The organism is Pseudomonas sp. Au-Pse12, assembly GCF_021341665.1.
Lineage (GTDB): Bacteria > Pseudomonadota > Gammaproteobacteria > Pseudomonadales > Pseudomonadaceae > Aquipseudomonas.
This window is the reverse complement of record NZ_JAJTTH010000003.1, coordinates 299,955-318,506: the sequence shown is the minus strand read 5'-3', so window position 1 is coordinate 318,506 and position 18,552 is coordinate 299,955. Positions and strand designations below refer to the sequence as shown.

General features: G+C 62.9%; 20 protein-coding genes and 1 riboswitch. Of the genes, 14 read left to right on the top strand and 6 right to left on the bottom strand.

Annotation, left to right across the window (positions count from 1 at the left end):
• Nucleotides 1–16: 16 nt before the first annotated feature.
• Both mazG and LXM55_RS09800 read left to right on the top strand, forming a co-directional pair.
• On the top strand, nucleotides 17–850 hold the full coding sequence (gene mazG, locus LXM55_RS09805; protein ID WP_233320201.1) for a nucleoside triphosphate pyrophosphohydrolase: 834 nt from the start codon (nucleotides 17–19) through the stop codon (nucleotides 848–850).
• Nucleotides 851–876: 26 nt separating this feature from the next.
• Entirely contained in the window at nucleotides 877–1,416 is a 540-nt protein-coding gene (locus LXM55_RS09800; RefSeq protein WP_060840548.1) for a DUF2058 domain-containing protein, read from the top strand.
• Nucleotides 1,417–1,518: 102 nt separating this feature from the next.
• Here the strand turns inward: LXM55_RS09800 and LXM55_RS09795 are convergent, their stop codons facing one another.
• The 4 genes from LXM55_RS09795 to purM all read right to left on the bottom strand — a co-directional run bounded on the left by LXM55_RS09795 (nucleotide 1,519) and on the right by purM (nucleotide 4,434).
• Entirely contained in the window at nucleotides 1,519–1,707 is a 189-nt protein-coding gene (locus LXM55_RS09795) for a hypothetical protein (RefSeq protein WP_011062706.1), read from the bottom strand.
• 284 nt (nucleotides 1,708–1,991) lie between these two features.
• The gene (locus tag LXM55_RS09790) at nucleotides 1,992–2,705 is read right to left on the bottom strand and encodes a DUF3108 domain-containing protein (RefSeq protein ID WP_233320200.1); all 714 of its coding nucleotides are present in this window, start codon (nucleotides 2,703–2,705) and stop codon (nucleotides 1,992–1,994) included.
• A gap of 8 nt (nucleotides 2,706–2,713) precedes the next feature.
• Complete coding sequence (gene purN, locus LXM55_RS09785; protein ID WP_233320510.1) at nucleotides 2,714–3,364, bottom strand: phosphoribosylglycinamide formyltransferase; 651 nt, start codon at nucleotides 3,362–3,364, stop codon at nucleotides 2,714–2,716.
• Nucleotides 3,365–3,375: 11 nt separating this feature from the next.
• Nucleotides 3,376–4,434, bottom strand: a complete 1,059-nt coding sequence (gene purM, locus LXM55_RS09780) for a phosphoribosylformylglycinamidine cyclo-ligase (RefSeq protein WP_233320199.1) — start codon at nucleotides 4,432–4,434, stop codon at nucleotides 3,376–3,378.
• Nucleotides 4,435–4,803: 369 nt separating this feature from the next.
• Here purM and LXM55_RS09775 point away from each other — a divergent pair, with 369 nt between their 5' ends.
• The 6 genes from LXM55_RS09775 to LXM55_RS09750 all read left to right on the top strand — a co-directional run bounded on the left by LXM55_RS09775 (nucleotide 4,804) and on the right by LXM55_RS09750 (nucleotide 10,102).
• Entirely contained in the window at nucleotides 4,804–5,853 is a 1,050-nt protein-coding gene (locus LXM55_RS09775) for a DUF2066 domain-containing protein (RefSeq protein ID WP_233320198.1), read from the top strand.
• A gap of 37 nt (nucleotides 5,854–5,890) precedes the next feature.
• On the top strand, nucleotides 5,891–6,964 hold the full coding sequence (locus LXM55_RS09770) for an AI-2E family transporter (RefSeq protein WP_233320197.1): 1,074 nt from the start codon (nucleotides 5,891–5,893) through the stop codon (nucleotides 6,962–6,964).
• A gap of 207 nt (nucleotides 6,965–7,171) precedes the next feature.
• Complete coding sequence (gene hda, locus LXM55_RS09765; RefSeq protein ID WP_007898944.1) at nucleotides 7,172–7,876, top strand: DnaA regulatory inactivator Hda; 705 nt, start codon at nucleotides 7,172–7,174, stop codon at nucleotides 7,874–7,876.
• Nucleotides 7,877–8,099: 223 nt separating this feature from the next.
• Nucleotides 8,100–8,720, top strand: coding sequence for a C40 family peptidase (locus LXM55_RS09760; protein WP_233320196.1), 621 nt, complete (start codon nucleotides 8,100–8,102; stop codon nucleotides 8,718–8,720).
• 164 nt (nucleotides 8,721–8,884) lie between these two features.
• Nucleotides 8,885–9,418, top strand: a complete 534-nt coding sequence (locus LXM55_RS09755) for a C40 family peptidase (RefSeq protein WP_233320195.1) — start codon at nucleotides 8,885–8,887, stop codon at nucleotides 9,416–9,418.
• A gap of 21 nt (nucleotides 9,419–9,439) precedes the next feature.
• A complete protein-coding gene (locus tag LXM55_RS09750; RefSeq protein ID WP_233320194.1) occupies nucleotides 9,440–10,102 on the top strand; it encodes a class I SAM-dependent methyltransferase in 663 nt (220 codons plus the stop codon).
• Nucleotides 10,103–10,118: 16 nt separating this feature from the next.
• Here the strand turns inward: LXM55_RS09750 and LXM55_RS09745 are convergent, their stop codons facing one another.
• Together LXM55_RS09745 and LXM55_RS09740 are read right to left on the bottom strand one after the other, a co-directional pair.
• The gene (locus tag LXM55_RS09745; RefSeq protein WP_233320193.1) at nucleotides 10,119–11,438 is read right to left on the bottom strand and encodes a PQQ-dependent sugar dehydrogenase; all 1,320 of its coding nucleotides are present in this window, start codon (nucleotides 11,436–11,438) and stop codon (nucleotides 10,119–10,121) included.
• A gap of 67 nt (nucleotides 11,439–11,505) precedes the next feature.
• Nucleotides 11,506–12,087, bottom strand: a complete 582-nt coding sequence (locus LXM55_RS09740; RefSeq protein WP_233320192.1) for a hypothetical protein — start codon at nucleotides 12,085–12,087, stop codon at nucleotides 11,506–11,508.
• Between the two features lie 169 nt (nucleotides 12,088–12,256).
• Nucleotides 12,257–12,489, top strand: a riboswitch (cobalamin riboswitch).
• An 80-nt stretch (nucleotides 12,490–12,569) separates the two neighbouring features.
• Between LXM55_RS09740 and cobO the strand changes: the two genes are divergently transcribed.
• From cobO to LXM55_RS09710, 6 genes are read left to right on the top strand one after another with little or no spacing between them, the layout of a single operon-like run.
• Nucleotides 12,570–13,181, top strand: a complete 612-nt coding sequence (gene cobO, locus LXM55_RS09735; protein WP_233320191.1) for a cob(I)yrinic acid a,c-diamide adenosyltransferase — start codon at nucleotides 12,570–12,572, stop codon at nucleotides 13,179–13,181.
• A gap of 10 nt (nucleotides 13,182–13,191) precedes the next feature.
• Nucleotides 13,192–14,544 (top strand): cobyrinate a,c-diamide synthase, encoded by a 1,353-nt coding sequence (locus tag LXM55_RS09730; RefSeq protein ID WP_233320190.1) that lies wholly within the window; start codon nucleotides 13,192–13,194, stop codon nucleotides 14,542–14,544.
• Nucleotides 14,537–15,187 (top strand): 5,6-dimethylbenzimidazole synthase, encoded by a 651-nt coding sequence (bluB, locus tag LXM55_RS09725; protein WP_233320189.1) that lies wholly within the window; start codon nucleotides 14,537–14,539, stop codon nucleotides 15,185–15,187. Before LXM55_RS09730 ends, bluB begins: the two co-directional genes overlap by 8 nt.
• On the top strand, nucleotides 15,184–16,092 hold the full coding sequence (cbiB, locus tag LXM55_RS09720; protein WP_233320188.1) for an adenosylcobinamide-phosphate synthase CbiB: 909 nt from the start codon (nucleotides 15,184–15,186) through the stop codon (nucleotides 16,090–16,092). The genes bluB and cbiB overlap by 4 nt, the downstream gene beginning before the upstream one ends.
• Entirely contained in the window at nucleotides 16,085–17,077 is a 993-nt protein-coding gene (cobD, locus tag LXM55_RS09715; RefSeq protein WP_233320187.1) for a threonine-phosphate decarboxylase CobD, read from the top strand. The genes cbiB and cobD overlap by 8 nt, the downstream gene beginning before the upstream one ends.
• Nucleotides 17,074–18,525: a cobyric acid synthase gene (locus LXM55_RS09710; RefSeq protein WP_233320186.1), complete on the top strand. Its 1,452-nt coding sequence runs from the start codon at nucleotides 17,074–17,076 to the stop codon at nucleotides 18,523–18,525. Before cobD ends, LXM55_RS09710 begins: the two co-directional genes overlap by 4 nt.
• Nucleotides 18,526–18,552 lie beyond the last annotated feature (27 nt).

The window sequence follows — 18,552 nt, the reverse complement described above, 5'->3', positions numbered from 1 at the left end:
TGAAATGGATGAACTGATGCACAGCCTTGAAGACCTGCTCCACCTCATGGCGCGCCTGCGCGACCCGCAGTACGGCTGCCCCTGGGATATCAAGCAGAACTACGCGAGCATCGTCCCCCATACCCTGGAAGAGGCCTATGAAGTGGCCGACGCCATCGAGCGCGGCGACTTCGACCACTTGCAGGGCGAACTGGGGGACCTGCTGTTCCAGGTGGTGTATTACAGCCAGCTGGCCCGGGAAGAAGGGCGTTTCGAGTTCGACGCGGTGGTGGACGGCATCACGCGCAAGTTGATCCGTCGGCATCCCCACGTGTTTCCCACCGGGGATCTGTATGCGCCGCTGGATATCCCGCGGCTCGATGAAGAGCAGGTCAAGGAGCGCTGGGAGCAGATCAAGGCCGAGGAGCGCGCGGAGAAATCCGCTGCCCCGCAGCAGTTGTCGCTGCTCGATGATGTGCCGGTGGCCTTGCCGGCTTTGTCCCGCGCCGCCAAGTTGCAGAAGCGCGCGGCTCAGGTCGGCTTCGACTGGCCGGAAGCCCTGCCGGTGGTGGACAAGGTTCGCGAAGAGCTGGATGAGGTGCTGGAAGCCATGGCCGACAACGATACAGCGGCGATCACCGATGAAATCGGTGACTTGCTGTTTGTCGTGGTCAACCTGGCCAGGCATCTCAAGGTAGACCCGGAAACCGCCTTGCGCGGTGCCAACGCCAAGTTTGACCGACGCTTCCGATTTATCGAGCAGGCATTGCGCGACACCGCCCGTCCCATGGAAGATTGCACCCTCGAAGAGTTGGATGCCCTGTGGGGCGAAGCCAAACGTCAGGAAAAGAATTTGCCCAGCTGCGGCTGAGGCCGTTGCCTAAGTGAGTAAGCACCATGAGCCTTTCCCTTCGCGACCAGTTGCTCAAAGCAGGGCTGGTCAACCAAAAGCAGGCCAAGCAGGTCAGCAAAGACAAGCAGAAGCAGCAGCGTCTGGCGCATAAAGGCCAGATCGAACTTGATGACTCCCAGCAACGCGCGGCTCAGGAAGCCATGGCTGAAAAGGTCAAGCGTGACCAGGAGCTCAACCGTCAGCAGCAGGAGAAGGCCGAGCAGAAGGCCCGTGCGGCGCAGATCAAGCAACTGATCGAAGTCTCGCGCCTGCCCAAGCTGAACACCGAGGACTACTACAACTTCGTCGACGACAAGAAGGTCAAGCGCCTGTCGGTGAACACCCTGATGCGCAACAAGCTCAGCAGCGGTTCCCTGGCGATTGTCCACCACGGTGGCGGCTATGAGGTGATCCCGCGGGAAGCGGCGCTGAAGATCCAGGAGCGCGACCCGCGCCGTATCGTGCAGCTCAATACGCCGACCGAGGCGCCGGATGAAGATGATCCGTACGCGGCCTACCAGATCCCTGACGATCTGATGTGGTAAGCATCCGCTAACGACAAACCCCGCTCATGGCGGGGTTTGTCGTTTATGGGGGGGAGGGCGGGGTCCGCGTGGAGATCCCGGCGCTCCTGTGCTGAGGTCGATTCAGGAGCTCTGCGGAGCGCGGTTCTGCTCGAGTTTTTCCAGTTCGGCCTTGTAGCTGTGGGCATCGCTCTCGGAGTGGAACATCCCCACCAGCATGTCTTGTTGATGTACATCCCAGATACGTACACCCGCGGCTACGCCTTCATGGGACATATGTGAATCGTCGCGTTCAGTTACTTTTACAGTCATCTGCTAGCTCCAATCTCTGTTGATCTGCAGCAAGGCGTGTGCAGGACTTCGTTATATATTTTGTTAGCTTGCTAAGTAAATTGCTTGAGCCTGCAACAAACCTTTGCAGAATCGAAGACAATCCTGCAGCCCGCGTAAACCGTGACATTTTGCCGCGGCTGGCGAAGTTTCATGACAAAAGTTTCATCTTGAAAGGCTTGCCCGGGCGTCTGGCAGGCGGGCGTGGAGTGAAATTCCGGGCAAAAAAAAGCCCCGCTTTCGCGAGGCTTCGATTGTGCTGCGGCTTAGTTGCCCTTGACTGTCTTGCCGTCGACGGTGCCGTTGAGGAGCATGATGTTGTACTCCTTGCCGTCGGTTTCAACTTGTTGCAAGCGCACCAGCAGGTAGTCCCAGTCCTTGGCGAACCACATCACGGTGATGCGTTTGCTTTGTGTCGGGTCGCGGACGCGCTCGACCTTCATCGCATCGATCTGGCCTGCCTTGGTGTCGACTTTTTCCGAGCCCAGGACACGGAAATCGTATGTATCGACTTCACCGCCGTCGACCACTTGGTAGCTCATGGTCTTCTTGCCGGCTGCCACATCGTGCTGCAGCGCCAGTTGGTAGGTGGATTTATCCACCATGCCGGTATTCAGTGGCAGCTTGACCGCATCGCCACGGTCGGTGCCGGTGACCATCTTGGCGTTCCAGTCGAAATCCAGATCGGCTTTCTTGGCTTTGCCCAGGCCGCCCCGCTCGAAGCGATAGGACTGGGGCACCAGGGTGTCCTTGTCCAGGGTCAGGGTGCTTTCCTCGCTCAGGCTGGCGATCATCATCGATGCCTTGAAGCTGAGCTTCCACACGCCATTGGCGGTTTTTTCCAGGCTGCGTTCAGCCGTACCGCTCATGGGCAGTTGCTTCCAGTCGGCGGTGTAGCTGGCGGAGAACGGGTGAAGGTCTGCCGCCTGCACAGCCGGCAGGGCGAACAGAGCGCAAGCGAAGAGCAGGGCGCGACGCATAAAATCTCCTAGGTTCGAATCAAATAGCCGCTGGCGGCCAGTAATTGACCATCCAGTAAAGCACCCTGATCGCCGAGCGTCAGTCGACCTTCGGCAAACCAGCGTACGGCCATGGGGTAAATCCGGTGTTCCTGGACGTGTACTCGCTGCGCCAGGCTCTGCGGCGAGTCGTGCAACTCTACCGGGATCACAGCCTGTACGACCAGAGGGCCGCCATCGAGTTCCTCGGTCACGAAGTGCACGCTGCAGCCATGCTCCGTATCTCCGGCTTCCAGCGCCCGCTGATGAGTGTGTAACCCTTTGTATTTGGGGAGCAGCGAAGGGTGAATATTCAGCAGGCGGCCCTGGTAGTGACGGACGAATCCAGCGCTGAGAATGCGCATGAAGCCGGCCAGGACCACCAGTTTGGGTTGGAAGGTGTCGATCAATTCGATCAGCCCCTGATCGAAGGCCTCGCGGCCTTCGAAGGTGGTGTGATCGAGGAAGCGGGTTGCGATGCCCGCATCCTTGGCGCGCTGCAGCCCATAGGCGTCAGCGCGGTTAGAGATCACGGCAGCGATGCGCACCGGACTGTCGTCGGTGCGCGCGTTGTCGATCAGGGCTTGCAGGTTACTGCCGGTGCCGGACAGCAGCACCACAACATCACAGGTCGGCGACATCCGCTCTTGCATCAGTGAGCCTTGAGGTTCTTCAGCTCGACCTGGGCCGCGCCTTCGGCTGCGGTGGCGATCTGGCCGATGACCCAAGGCTGCTCGCCCGCTTCGCGCAGAACGTTCAGGGCATTTTCAACCTGATCCTGAGCCACGCAGATGACCATGCCCACGCCGCAGTTCAGAACGCGGTGCATTTCGTGTTCGTCGACGTTGCCTTGCTCTTGCAGCCAGTCGAAGACCGCCGGGCGTTTCCAGCTCGCCACGTCGACCACCGCCTGGGCGCCTTTGGGCAGGACGCGCGGGATGTTGTCCAGCAGGCCACCACCGGTGATGTGAGCCATGGCCTTGACCGCGCCGGTGTCCTTGATCAGCTTCAGCAGCGGCTTGACGTAGATGCGGGTCGGGGCCATCAGCAGGTCGGTCAGTGGCTTGCCGTCCAGCTGGATGCTTTCGATGTCGGCGCCGGCGACTTCGATGATCTTGCGGATCAGCGAGTAGCCGTTGGAGTGCGGGCCGGAGGACGGCAGGGCCAGCAACGCATCGCCTGCGGCCACTTTCGAGCCGTCGATGATTTCGGCCTTTTCCACCACGCCGACGCAGAAGCCGGCCAGGTCGTAGTCTTCGCCTTCGTACATGCCGGGCATTTCAGCGGTTTCACCGCCGACCAGCGAGCAGCCGGACAGTTCGCAGCCGGCACCGATGCCGGTCACTACCTGGGCGGCGGTGTCGACGTTGAGCTTGCCGGTGGCGTAGTAGTCGAGGAAGAACAGAGGCTCGGCACCGCAGACCACCAGGTCGTTGACGCACATGGCCACCAGGTCGATGCCGATGCTGTCGTGCTTGTTCAGGTTCAGGGCCAGGCGCAGCTTGGTGCCGACGCCGTCGGTGCCGGAAACCAGCACAGGTTGCTTGTAGCCGGCCGGGATTTCGCAGAGGGCGCCGAAACCGCCCAGGCCGCCCATGACTTCCGGGCGCGCAGTGCGCTTGGCGACGCTCTTGATGCGTTCGACCAATGCTTCACCGGCGTCGATGTCTACACCGGCGTCTTTGTAGCTCAGGGAGGGTTGCTTGCTCATGATCCAGGCCTTTAGGGGGGATTCAGGGGTATCGACCGAATCAGAGAGCCTGCCCGAGCACTGGGAAAGTGTTTCAGGATGCCCAGCTGATGCCGGTCTGCGAAGGCGCGCGATTTTATCAGGCTTGAGGGGCAGCGGCCATCCTCGGGCCGACGGGTAGAGGCATATCCGCCTAAAAAAACCACGATCGGCTGTGTTGGTGCTCTTGCCCATGCCTGTATAAGGTATAGCGCTCAAGTGGCTATCGTTATGACAGCGCGAAAACTGTCGGGTATCGGGTGAATGTTTTACCGGGGCTTGTGGTCACAGCCTTGCTCGCAGTGGTTCATGCGCGCTGTTTCAATCGTTTTTTGTCGTTGGGAATCTTCCATGCGTCTGGGTAAATTTCTGTTTGTGGGCTGTTTGTCATTGTTCAGCCTGGCGAGTCATGCCGAAACCCTCAATGGCCTGTATCAAGTGCGCGAACCGGTGGCCAGCCAATCGCCCGAAGAACGCGATCAGGCCACGCAGCGTGCCCTGGAAACCCTGGTGCTGCGCCTCACCGGCGACGCCAAGGCGGCGCAGGGGCCGGGGCTGGCGGCAATCCGCAAGGACCCGCAGCAGATCATCAGCCAGTACGGCTACGACGCCGGCCCGCCGGAAAGCCTGCAAGTGGACTTCGATCCTGTGACCACCGATCGTGCATTGCGTCAGGCGGGGTTGTCGCTGTGGGGCAGTAACCGGCCGTCGATCCTGGGCTGGTGGCTGAGCGATTCCACGGAAGGCTCAAGCCTGGTGGGGGATGGTCAGGCCAGCGCCGCGCCTTTGCGGCGTGCGGCTCAACACCGTGGCCTGCCCTTGCGTCTGCCGCTGGGGGACCTGGACGAGCAGATTGTTGCCACTGCGCCGAATCTGGAAGGTTCCGACCCGGCGCCACTGCGTGAAGCCTCGGAGCGTTATGGCGCTGATGCGTTGTTGGCGGTGCACGCCCGTGAAGAGGCCGGCCAATGGCAGGCCAAGTGGCGGCTGTGGCTCGGCGATCAGAAAGAGCAGGGCACTGTCCAGGGTGCCGATACGGCAGCGCTGGCCGATGCGGTGTTGCTGGCGGTGAGCCAGCGTCTGGCGCCGCGCTTTGTCACGCGCCCGGGTGTCTCCAGCGAGCAATTGCTGGAAGTGCAGGGTATGACCCTGGAGCACTACGCGGCATTGGGGCATTTGCTCGAGCCTTTTGGCGCGCAACTGCAGAGCGTCGAGGGTGATCGGATCATCTATCGGGTCAATGGCAGTGCCGAGCAATTGCGGGCGCAACTGGCGCTGGCCAAGCTGCAAGAAATTCCCGCTGGCGAAGCCCTTGCCCCGCAAGCCCCGGTGCAGGCTGCTGAGGGTGGCGCGCCGGCTGTTGCGCCGACGCCTCAGGCGCAGCTGCGTTTTCGTTGGTAGCAGGTTGTTTTCTTCTATATAGAAGCAGGAGTGGTATATGGCCGATACGCGTCGCTGGGTCTGGTTGGGTGTAGCGCTCCTGGCTTGTGGGTTCGTTTACCTGTTGCACCCGATCCTCAGTCCGTTTCTGGTAGCGCTGTTGCTGGCCTATCTGTTCGATCCGCTGGTGGACCGCCTGGAGCATTGGGGGCTATCGCGTACCTGGGGAGTGGTAGCGGTATTCGCGCTGTTCACCTTGATCGTCATGACCCTGTTGCTGGTGCTGGTGCCCATGCTGGCCAAGCAACTGGTGCGGCTCTATGAGTTGGCGCCGCAGATGCTCGATTGGGTCCAGCACAGCGCCATGCCCTGGGTGCAGTCGAAACTGGGCCTGGCGGACGGCTTCTGGAAGTTCGACAAGGTCAAGGCCGCCATCAGCGAGCATATGGGGCAGACCACCGATATTGTCGGTGTGGTGCTGAGCCAGGCCACGGCCTCGGGGCTGGCGCTGATCGGCTGGCTGGCCAACCTGGTGCTGATCCCGGTGGTCAGTTTCTATCTGCTGCGCGATTGGGACTTGATGATGGCCAAGATCCGCAGCCTGCTGCCGCGCAGTCGCGAAGAACAGGTGCTGTCCCTGGCTGGAGAGTGTCATGAGGTGCTGGGGGCGTTTGTCCGCGGGCAGTTGCTGGTGATGCTGGCTCTTGGGGTGATCTACGCGGCGGGCCTGATGTTGGTGGGGCTTGAGCTGGGCCTGTTGATCGGGTTGATTGCCGGGTTGGCGGCGATTGTGCCGTACATGGGGTTTGTCATCGGTATTGGTGCGGCGCTGGTTGCCGGGCTGTTTCAGTTTGGTGGCGACTTGTACCCGATGATCGGCATTGTCGCGGTGTTCATGGTCGGGCAGGCCCTGGAAGGCATGGTGCTGACGCCGTTGCTGGTGGGGGACCGCATCGGCCTGCACCCGGTGGCGGTGATCTTTGCGATTCTCGCCGGCGGCGAACTGTTCGGCTTTACCGGGGTGCTGCTGGCCCTGCCGGTGGCGGCGGTGATCATGGTGCTGGTGCGCCACGTGCATGATCTGTACAAGGACTCCGATCTCTACAGCGGCGCCGAAGACCCCGAGCTGTAAAGGGCTGAGTGAGCCCAAGTGGCGGTCGGTGGCGGTCCACTGGCTGTCACAGGGGCTGTCAAAGAACCCCCTTTGATTGCTTTCGACAGACGCAAACCTTTGATTTTGCTTGTGGTCTGCTGCATTGTGCGCTCGGCGTCACGGGTATAAACTTTGCAAACTTTACACAGAGGCCACTAACGGTTCGTTTGGAACTGTTCAGTCAGCATGAAACCGATTCAGCTGCCCCTAGGTGTGCGTCTGCGTGATGACGCCACCTTCATCAACTACTACCCAGGCGCCAATGCCGCAGCACTCGGCTACGTCGAGCGCCTATGCGAAGCCGACGCCGGCTGGACCGAAAGCCTGATCTATCTCTGGGGCAAGGATGGCGTGGGCCGCACGCACTTGCTGCAGGCGGCGTGCCTGCGTTTCGAGCAGTTGGGGGAGCCTGCGGTGTACCTGCCGCTGGCAGAGCTTCTGGATCGTGGTATCGAGATTCTCGACAACCTGGAGCAGTACGAGCTGGTGTGTCTGGATGACCTGCAGGCCGTCGCCGGCAAGGCGGACTGGGAAGAGGCGCTGTTCCATCTGTTCAACCGCTTGCGTGACAGTGGCCGGCGCTTGCTGATTGCTGCCTCGACTTCGCCTCGGGAGCTGCCGGTAAAACTGGCGGACTTGAAATCCCGCCTGACCCTGGCGCTGATCTTCCAGATGCGCCCACTCTCCGATGAAGACAAATTGCGAGCCTTGCAGTTGCGAGCTTCCCGTCGCGGGCTGCATCTGACCGATGAGGTCGGGCATTTTATTCTGACCCGCGGTACCCGCAGCATGAGTGCCTTGTTCGAGCTTCTGGAGCGTCTTGACCAGGCCTCGCTGCAGGCCCAGCGCAAGCTGACCATTCCCTTTCTGAAAGAAACCCTGGGCTGGTAAAAACAAGGGCTCCAGGAGTTTTCAAGGCGGCCTTCGGCATATTCCAGGCGCCAGAAAACGCACCTTTGGAAGGGTTTCCAAAGGCGGGCGGACTTTAAATGGGCTTAAAGCCTTAGATGTACGCAAGAAACTCATAAGTCACATTCTGATCGATTGAATTTGCAAATGAGGGCGATAGAAGGCATAGTCGCGTCGTCATTTATTTCAAGCCACGGTCGTGCCCATGCTAAATCGCTTCGCACCCCTCGTGCCTCTCGCACTCGTTACCCTGTTATTTGGTTGCGCTTCCCACACTCCGGTGTCGCAGCAGCAGTCCGTGCAACAGGCTCAAGTCTCCGCAAAAAACCAATCTTCCGCTGTTTATCAGGAAGAGCTGGCAACTGAAAAGGAACTGGCAGAGTTCTCTGACAGCAAGCCTTACCAGTTGCCAGTTCTGGCTGACAGCATCCTCGAGCGCGGTATGTCGCTGATCGGTACCCGCTACCGTTTCGGTGGTACCTCGGAAGCCGGCTTCGATTGCAGCGGTTTCATTGGTTACCTGTTTCGTGAAGAGGCGGGCATGAACCTGCCGCGTTCCACTCGCGAAATGATCAACGTTAAGGCTCCTCTGGTCGCGCGCAACAACCTCAAGCCGGGTGATTTGCTGTTCTTCAGCACCAATGGCCGTGGGCGCGTCAGCCACGCGGGTATCTACCTGGGGGATGACCAGTTCATCCACTCCAGCAGCCGTCGCAGTGGCGGTGTGCGGGTCGACAGCCTGGGCGACAGCTACTGGAGCAAGACCTTCATCGAAGCCAAGCGTGCACTCGCCATGGCACCGACGGTGGTCACTGCACGCAAATAAGCGGACTATTTGTAAGGCGAACTTAAAGTCTTACTTGAAGTTTGGCGTGTAGACGCTAGAATCCTGATCTATTGTTGAAACTAACCGCGTAAGCCCTGCTTACGCGGTTTTGTTTTCAGTGCCACGGCAGAGAAAGCCGCATCCCGATCAGGATTGTCCAGCTTATGTCGACCTCAGCCCGTCTCGCTCTAATTGTCCTCGCAGCGCTGCTCAGCGCCTGCGCCAGCCGTACCCCGCCACCTGCGCCTGTGGTACGTGCTCCTGTATTCAACGCCTCCCAAGCCTTCTCTCCGGTTGCCGAAGACGTGCTGTTCCGCGCCCTGGGGCTGGTGGGCACGCCTTACCGCTGGGGCGGCAACACTCCGGATTCCGGTTTCGACTGCAGCGGCCTGATCGGCTACGTCTACCGTGATGCGGCCGGTATTTCCCTGCCGCGTTCGACCCGGGAAATGATCGGCATGCAGGCACCTGACGTGGGTAAGAACGCCCTGCAGACCGGCGACCTGATCTTCTTTGCCACCAATGGCGGCTCCCAGGTCAGCCATGCCGGGATCTATGTCGGCGAGGGGCGCTTCGTGCATGCGCCGGCCACGGGCGGCACGGTGAAGCTCGACAGCCTGTCCAAGGCCTATTGGCAGAAAGCCTACCTGAGCGCCAAGCGCGTCCTGCAGCCAGAACACCTGGCGCATAACCCCTAGTCTTATCTGGTCGAGGTGCCTGTGACCGCTCGGACGCTGAACCTCGACGATGCCCTTTACCACTACCTGCTGGACGTTTCCCTGCGTGAAACGCCGCTGCTGCGCCGCCTGCGGGATGAAACCCAGGCATTGCCCACGGCTCGCTGGCAGGTCGCGCCCGAACAGGGCCAGTTTCTCGCGCTGCTGGTGAAGTTGATCGGTGCCCGTCAGGTGCTGGAGGTCGGGACGTTTACTGGCTACAGCGCGCTGTGCATGGCCCAGGCGCTGCCCGAAGATGGATCGTTGATCTGTTGCGACATTCCCGGTGACTACAACGCTACCGCCTTGCGCTATTGGCAAGAGGCAGGGCTTGAGCAGCGTATCGATCTGCGTCTGGCTCCGGCCCTGGATACCCTCGCCAACCTGGAGCGAGCGGGGCGGCTCGGCTGTTTCGACCTGATCTTCATCGATGCCGACAAGGCCAATTACCCGGCTTACCTGGAGGCTGCGCTAGGTCTGCTGCGAGTCGGTGGGTTGCTGGTGTTCGATAACACCCTGTGGAGCGGGCGTGTGCTGGAGGCCGATGCCCTTAGCGAAGATACCCGAGCCATCCAGGCGCTCAATCGTGCCTTGAAGGATGACTCGCGTATCGACCTGTCACTTCTGCCATTGGGGGATGGCTTGACGCTGTGCCGCAAGCGTTGAGCTTAAGCGGCCTTGGTCAAGGGGCCTTGGCGGCGGATACCCGCCAGATCTTGTTGCCGACATCGTCGGCCACCAGTAACCCGCCTTGCTGGTCGATCACCACCCCGACCGGGCGGCCCAGGGCTTTCTCGTCGGCGTTGAGAAAGCCGCTGAGCACATCGATCGGTGTGCCCTTGGGTTTGCCGGCGCTGAATGGCACGAAAATCACCTTGTAGCCACTGTGGGGCTTGCGGTTCCAGGAGCCGTGCTGGCCAATGAAGGCGCCTTCGGTGAAGGGCGCGGGGAGTTTGCTGCCCTCGGCGAAGGTCAACCCCAGTGAAGCCGTGTGCGGGCCGACGGCATAGTCCGGGGCGATGGCTTTGGCCACCTGCTCGGGGTTCTGCGGCTTGACCCGTACATCCACGTGTTGTCCGTAATAGCTGAAGGGCCAGCCATAGAAGGCGCCATCCTTGACCGAGGTGATGTAGTCCGGCACCAGGTCGCTGCCGATTTCATCCCGCTCGTTCACTGCCGTCCAGAGCGCCCCGCTGACCGGCTCCCAGGCCAGGCCGTTGGGGTTGCGCAGGCCGGTGGCGAACAATCGATGCTGGCCGCTCTGGCGATCCACTTCCCAGATCGCGGCCCGGCCTTGCTCCTGGTCCAGGCCGTTTTCACCGACGTTGCTGTTGGAGCCCACGGTGACGTAGAGCTTGCTGCCGTCCTTGCTGGCGATGACGTTCTTGGTCCAGTGATGGTTGAGTGTGCCGCCGGGCAGGTCGACCACCTTGGTGGCCGCCGCGCTGATGTGGGTATCGCCGTTCTGGTAAGGGAGGCGCAGCAGCTTGTCGGTGTCGGCTACATACAGGTCATTGCCCACCAGGGTCATGCCGAAGGGAGAGTTGAGGTTTTCCAGAAACACCGTGCGGGTCTCCGCCACGCCGTCGTGATCCTGGTCGCGCAGCAGGGTGATGCGGTTGGCGCTGGGGACCGCCGCACCGGCGCGGCCCATGATCTTGCCGGCAATCCAGCCGCGAATGCCCCGGCTGTCATCCGGCTTGGGCGGGGCGTTGGTTTCCGCCACCAGCACGTCGCCATTGGGCAGTACGTAGAGCCAGCGCGGGTGGTCGAGGTTCTCGGCGAAGGCGTTGACCTGGGTGCCGGCGGCGGCCAGCGGTTTTGTGCCGGGTGGCCAGCCGATGGCCGGGGCGATGTTGACCGTGGGGATCAGCGTTGGGTTAGGTTCCGGCAGCCTGGGGTTGGGCCCGGTGCCCTCGGAAACCTGCAGGCTGGAGGTTTCGCCGCAGGCGGCGAGGCTGGCGGCGATGGCGAGCAGGAGGCTGTGTTGAAGCTTGAGCATGCGTATTTCCCTATGAGTGCACAGACGTCGTCATAGAGAAGCATAGTCAGCCGATGGTTCCACCCGGTCAGCGGGCTTCCTTGAAGAGTACGGCGATGCCCGGATGGTAGTTGCCGGCTTCGTTGTGCAGCTTGCGATAGGCGTAGGGGAAGTACCAGGCCACTGCGCAGCAGAGTTCCTTCTGCAGTTCGTCGAGCATGTCCTGGAGCTCTTCCGGGGTGGCGCTGTGCTGGGCTTTCTGCGGGGCGACGAACAGGCAGCCGAGCCTCAGATCGCTGGAGTAGCTGATCTTCTTCGCGTCATGGCTGATGTCCAGCAGGGCCTGGGTCAGGTTCAGGCTGTTGACCCGCGGCCAGCGTTGGGTGGCCTGGATGTAGGCGCGTTCTTCCCGGGTGGCCAGGTACAGGTCGGTACGGGCGTTGCGAGCGCCTTCTTCCTGCTGTTTTCTGCTGGGGCTGTGCTCCAGGCTGACCATCTCCGCCGCCCAGGCGGCCGCGGAGAGCAGGCCCAGGTTGGCCTGTTCGTCGAACCAGTAGGGCGTTTCGTTATCGCCGCGCACTGCGTTGTAGCGGTCGATGCAGTCGAACCAGCGTTCCAGCATCGGGCGCAGGAACTCCAGCTTCGGGTTGTTGATGATCATGCCTTGCATTGAGCTCACTCCTTGTTGTTGTGTGGTGCGACCTTGGGCGTGCAAAGTGGCAGTTTGATATCACTGCTCTGAGTGTGGCACAAGATTGGCGTCAGCTTATTGATGCAGTGCAATTTTGTGCGGTGTGCCACGGCCGGCTTTAATTGACGCTCCACCCCCAACCCTCTAACCTTCGCGACTTGTTTCAGGTGCTCTGTGGCCGGTGGTCGACAGAGTGAAACAGGGAAGCCGGTCAGGGCCTTTTCCAGTGATGGAACAGGCGACAATTCCGGCGCTGCCCCCGCAACGGTAGATGAGTCAAGACTGCGCCTGATGCCACTGTGTCAACGACATGGGAAGGCGCGCGGTCCGGCAGCCATGCCGCTCATGAGCCCGGAGACCGGCCTGATCCATCCAACGGCATCACGGTGGGCGATGCCAGGCTTGCGCCGTCTATTCCTTTTCTTGCCCCCCGTTTCCCAGCCCCAACGGAGAGCTGCCCCATGAGTGAATCCCCCGATCGTGACGAGCGCCATCTGGCGCGCATGTTGCGCAAAAAAGCCGTGATCGATGAGCGCATTGCCAACTCGCCCAATGAATGCGGCCTGCTGCTGGTACTGACCGGCAATGGCAAAGGCAAGAGCAGTTCCGCCTTCGGCATGCTGGCGCGAGCCATGGGCCACGGCATGCGTTGCGGCGTGGTGCAGTTCATCAAGGGGCGTAACAGCACCGGTGAGGAGTTGTTTTTCCGGCGTTTCCCGGAGCAGGTGCGGTTTCATGTGATGGGCGAGGGCTTTACCTGGGAAACCCAGGACCGCCAGCGCGATATCGCTGCTGCCGAAGCGGCGTGGGCGGTCTCCAGGGAGCTGCTGAGCGACCCGGATATGGGGCTGGTGGTGCTCGACGAGCTGAACATCGCGCTCAAGCACGGCTACCTGGACCTGGATCAGGTGCTCAGCGACCTGCAGGCCCGCCCACCCATGCAGCACGTGGTGGTGACCGGCCGCGGTGCCAAGCCGGAGCTGATCGATCTGGCGGATACCGTTACCGAAATGGGCATGCTCAAGCACGCCTTCCAGGCCGGTATCAAGGCGCAGAAAGGTGTCGAGCTGTGAGCGTGAATTCATGACTGATGTTCGTCATTGCCCGGCGGTGTTGATCGCCGCACCGGCTTCCGGCCAGGGCAAGACCACCGTGACGGCGGCCCTGGCTCGCCTGCACCGCAATCAGGGGCGCAAGGTTCGGGTGTTCAAATGTGGCCCGGACTTTCTCGACCCGATGATCCTTGAACGTGCCAGCGGTGCTGCGGTGTACCAGCTGGACATGTGGATGGTCGGCGAGCAGGAAAGCCGGCGCCTGTTGTGGGAAGCGGCGGGCGAGGCCGACCTGATTCTGATCGAAGGGGTCATGGGGTTGTTCGATGGCACCCCTTCCAGTGCTGATCTGGCCCGGCATTTCGGCGTTCCGGTGCTGGGCGTCATCGATGGCACTGCCATGGCCCAGACTTTTGGCGCCTTGGCCCTGGGCCTGGCGCGCTACCAGCCGGACCTGCCGTTTGCCGGTGTGCTGGCGAACCGGGTCGGCACCTTGCGCCATGCCCAGCTGCTGGAGGGCAGCCTCACCGAAGGCCTGCGCTGGTATGGCGCCTTGTCTCGCGAGACCGATATTGAGCTGCCCAGTCGCCACCTGGGGCTGGTTCAGGCCCGCGAGCTGAATGATCTGGACCTGCGCCTGGATGCCGCCGCCGAGGCGCTGGCCAGCAGTTGCCAGGTGGAACTGCCGCCTGCGGTGAGTTTCGCCGCGCCAACACCGGTGGCTTGCGAGCCGCTGCTGGATGGCGTGTGCATTGCCGTGGCACGTGACGAGGCGTTTGCCTTCACCTATGGCGCCAACCTGGACCTGTTGCGGGCCATGGGCGCGCAGTTGAGCTTTTTCTCGCCGATCCACGATAGCCAGCTGCCCCCGGCGGACAGCGTGTACCTGCCCGGCGGCTATCCCGAATTGCACCATCAGGCGCTGGCGCAGAACAGCGCCATGCTGCAGGCCATCCGTGCCCATCATGCGGCCGGCAAGCCGCTGCTCGCCGAGTGCGGCGGCATGCTCTACCTGTTGGACGCGCTGACCGATGTCGAAGGCCAGTGCGCCGAACTGCTGGGCTTGCTGCCCGGCACCGCGGTGATGCAGAAACGTCTGGCGGCCCTGGCCTTGCAGGCCGTGGAACTGCCGGAAGGCAGCTTGCGCGGCCACACCTATCACCATTCCCTGACCAGCACCGAGCTGCTGCCCATCGCCCGTGGGGTCAGCCCCAACGGTGGACGCGGTGCGGAAGCGGTGTATCGCGATGGGCGGATGACGGCCTCCTATGTGCACTTCTACTTCCCGTCCAACCCAGCGGCGGTGGCCGCGTTGTTGGCACCGGGCATGGCGGCCGCAGGCATTGGCCAGGCGGTTCCAGCAGAGGGTGTGAGGGGTGAGTGAGCAAGGGTTTTCTGCGGCGCAGCGCGAAGGGGTTTACCGAGCCATCGCCGAGCGTCGCGACATGCGCCATTTCGCCGGTGGCAGCGTCGAGCCGGCATTGCTGCGGCGCTTGCTGGAAGCCGCGCATCAGGCGCCCAGCGTCGGGCTGATGCAGCCCTGGCGCTTCATCCGCATCAGCGACCGCCCGTTGCGGGGGAAAATCCAGCAGTTGGTGGAAGAGGAGCGGGTACGCACCGCTGAAGCCTTGGGGGAGCGCTCCGAGGCGTTCATGAAACTCAAGGTCGAAGGCATCAACGATTGTGCCGAGGTGCTGGTGGCCGCCCTGATGGATGGCCGCGAGCGGCACATCTTCGGGCGCCGGACTTTGCCGGAAATGGATCTGGCGTCGTTGTCCTGCGCCATCCAGAACCTGTGGCTGGCGGCACGCAGCGAAGGCCTGGGAATGGGCTGGGTCTCGCTGTTCGAGCCCCAGGCCCTGGCCGACCTGCTGGGGCTGCCGACCGGTGCCAAACCCCTGGCGGTGTTGTGCCTGGGGCCGGTCACCGAGTTCTACCCGGCGCCGATGCTGGCGCTGCAAGGCTGGGCGCAACCGCGGCCATTGAGTGAGTTGTTGTATGAGAATTACTGGGGAGTGAGTCAATGAGTGTGGCGTTGCTGAGTGTCGCCGGGGTTGCGCTGGATGCGCTGCTGGGCGAGCCCAAGCGCTGGCATCCGCTGGTGGCGTTCGGCCGCGTGGCCGATCGTATCGAGCAACGTTTCAACTCCGCCGGCCGTGGCTGGCGCAGCCACGGCGTTACCGCCTGGGTACTGGCGGTGCTGCCCTTGACTCTGCTGGCCACCGCTCTTTCCTGGTTGCCCTACGTGGGCTGGCTGGTGGACGTCCTGGCGCTGTATGGCGCCCTGGGCTTGCGCAGCCTCGGCGAACACGTCGAGCCCGTGGCCCAGGCGCTGCGCAGTGATGATCTGGATGAGGCGCGGCGCCGGGTGGGGTTTCTGGTCAGCCGCCAGACCAGCGAACTGGATGCCACCGAAGTGGCCCGGGCGGCTACCGAGTCCGTGCTGGAGAACGGCAGCGACGCCGTGTTTGCCGCGCTGTTCTGGTTTGCCGTGGCCGGCGCGCCGGGGGTGGTGCTCTATCGTCTGAGCAACACTCTGGATGCTATGTGGGGTTACCGTAACGAGCGCTTCGAGCGCTTCGGCTGGGCGGCCGCGAAGATCGACGACCTGCTCAACTACCTTCCTGCGCGCCTGGTGGCCCTGACTTACGCCTTGCTCGGCAAGACCCGGCTGGCGTTGAAATGCTGGCATCGCCAGGGCCCGACCTGGGATAGCCCGAATGCCGGCCCGGTGATGGCGGCCGGGGCGGGTGCCCTGGGCGTGGAACTGGGCGGCGCGGCGATTTATCACGGCCAATTGCACCAGCGTCCGTCGCTGGGTGAGGGCGAACCGGCCAGTGCCGGTTCCATTGATCGTGGCTGGCAGCTGGTGCAGCGGGGCGTCTGGCTGTGGCTGCTGATTCTTTGCCTGGGGGCTGAATTCTATGCTTGAGCACGGCGGACGGCTGCGCAAGGCGGCCGAGCAATACGGGATTGCCGAAGAGTCCTGGCTGGACCTGTCCAGTGGGCTTGCCCCTTGGCCGTTTCCCCTGCCTGAGATTCCGTTGCGTGCCTGGGCACGCCTGCCGGAAACCGATGATGGGCTGGAACAGGCGGCCCGCGATTACTACGGCGCCAGCGAGGTATTGCCGGTGGCCGGCTCCCAGGCGGCGATCCAGTTGCTGCCGCGTTTGCGCCGGGCGGGCAAGGTCGGCGTGCTGTCCCCCTGTTATGCCGAACATGCCGAAGCCTGGCGCCGCAGCGGCTATCGGGTGCGCGAGGTGCTGGAGCAGGAGGTGGATTTCTTTCTCGACAGCCTCGATGTGCTGGTGGTGGTCAACCCGAACAACCCTACCGGCCTGAGCCTGACCCCGGAGCGCCTGCTGGACTGGCACGCGCGTCTGGCTCAGCGTGGCGGCTGGCTGGTGGTGGACGAAGCCTTCATGGACAACACCCCGCAGTTGAGCCTGGCCCGCCATGCCCATCAAGTGGGGCTGATTGTGTTGCGTTCGTTCGGCAAGTTCTTCGGCCTGGCCGGGGTACGCCTGGGCTTTGTCCTGGCCGAGCGGCGCCTGCTCAAGCTGCTGGCGGAGCAGGTCGGGCCCTGGGCCGTCAGCGGCCCGACCCGGGTCCTGGGGCAGGCCTGCTTGCGCGATACCCAGGGGCATGCCCGGCAGCGGGCACGCAGCGAGGCGGCGAGCGAACGCCTGGTCGACGTCCTGCAGCGCCATGGCCTCAAGCCTCAGGGGGGCTGTGCGCTGTTTCAATGGTTGATCAGTGCCGAGGCCGAGTCGCTTTATCACTTCATGGCCCGCCGCGGCATCCTCCTGCGGCTGTTCACCCATAACAGCAGCCTGCGCTTCGGCCTGCCCGCCGAGGAGGCCGACTGGGCTCGGCTGGAGCAGGCGCTGCTGGCCTATCGCAAGGAATATCCATGAGCACCCTGATGGTCCAAGGCACCACCTCGGATGCCGGCAAGAGCACCCTGGTGACGGCCCTGTGCCGCTGGCTGCTGCGCCAGGGGGTCAGCGTGGTGCCGTTCAAGCCGCAGAACATGGCCCTCAACAGTGCGGTGACCGCGGATGGCGGCGAAATCGGCCGGGCCCAGGCGGTCCAGGCCCAGGCGGCCAACCTGGCGCCCCACACCGACATGAACCCGGTGCTGCTCAAGCCTAACAGCGACACCGGTTCCCAGGTGATCATCCACGGCCGCGCCGTGACCAGCATGAACGCCGTGGCCTATCACGACTACAAGGCCATCGCCATGCAGGCGGTGCTGGCCTCTCATGAGCGCCTGAAAGGCGCTTACCAGGTGGTCATGGTGGAAGGCGCCGGCTCGCCGGCGGAGATCAATCTGCGGGCCGGCGATATTGCCAACATGGGGTTTGCCGAGGCGGTGGATTGCCCGGTGCTGCTGATTGCCGACATCAACCGCGGTGGCGTCTTCGCCCATCTGGTGGGCACCCTGGAGTTGCTGTCGCCCAGCGAACAGGCGCGGGTCAAGGGTTTCATCATCAACCGTTTCCGTGGCGACCTGGCGTTGCTGCAACCGGGCCTGGACTGGCTGGAAGCCCGTACTGGCAAGCCGGTGATCGGTGTGCTGCCCTACGTCATGGACCTGCACCTGGAAGCCGAGGATGGCATCGACCAGCGCCAGGCCGGCAAGGTCGAACAGTTGCTGAAGGTGGTGGTGCCGGTGCTGCCGCGCATCAGCAACCACACGGATTTCGACCCGCTGCGCTTGCATCCCCAGGTCGACTTGCAATTCATCGGGCCCGGGCAGGCGATTCCTGCCGCCGACCTGATCATTCTCCCCGGTTCGAAAAGCGTGCGCGGCGACCTGGCCTACCTGCGCGGCAACGGCTGGGAGCAAGCCCTTGCCCGGCACCTGCGCTACGGCGGCAAGGTGCTGGGCATTTGCGGCGGCCTGCAGATGCTCGGCGAGCAGTTGCATGACCCGCTGGGGCTCGAGGGCGCAGCCGGTTCCAGCCCAGGCCTGGGCCTGCTGGCCTTTGAAACCGTGCTTGAAGAGGAGAAGCAGCTGCGCAACGTCAGTGGCCGCCTGACCTTGGAGAATGCAGCGGTCAGTGGCTATGAAATTCACGCCGGGGTCACTCGTGGGCCGGCCCTGGAGCAGGCCGCCGTGCAGTTGGACGATGGTCGCCGCGACGGTGCCTTGAGCGCTGACGGGCAGATTCTCGGCACCTACCTGCATGGTCTGTTCGAAACCCCGGCGGCCTGCAGCGCGCTGTTGCGCTGGGCCGGTCTTGAGGCGGTGCAGGAGGTGGATTACCACGCCTTGCGCGAGCGCGATATCGAGCGTCTGGCGGACCTGGTGGAGAATCATCTGGACACCGCTGCGCTGCGCCGGCTCTGTGGTCTCTAGCGCGGCGGCCCAAGCCGCATTTCCTAT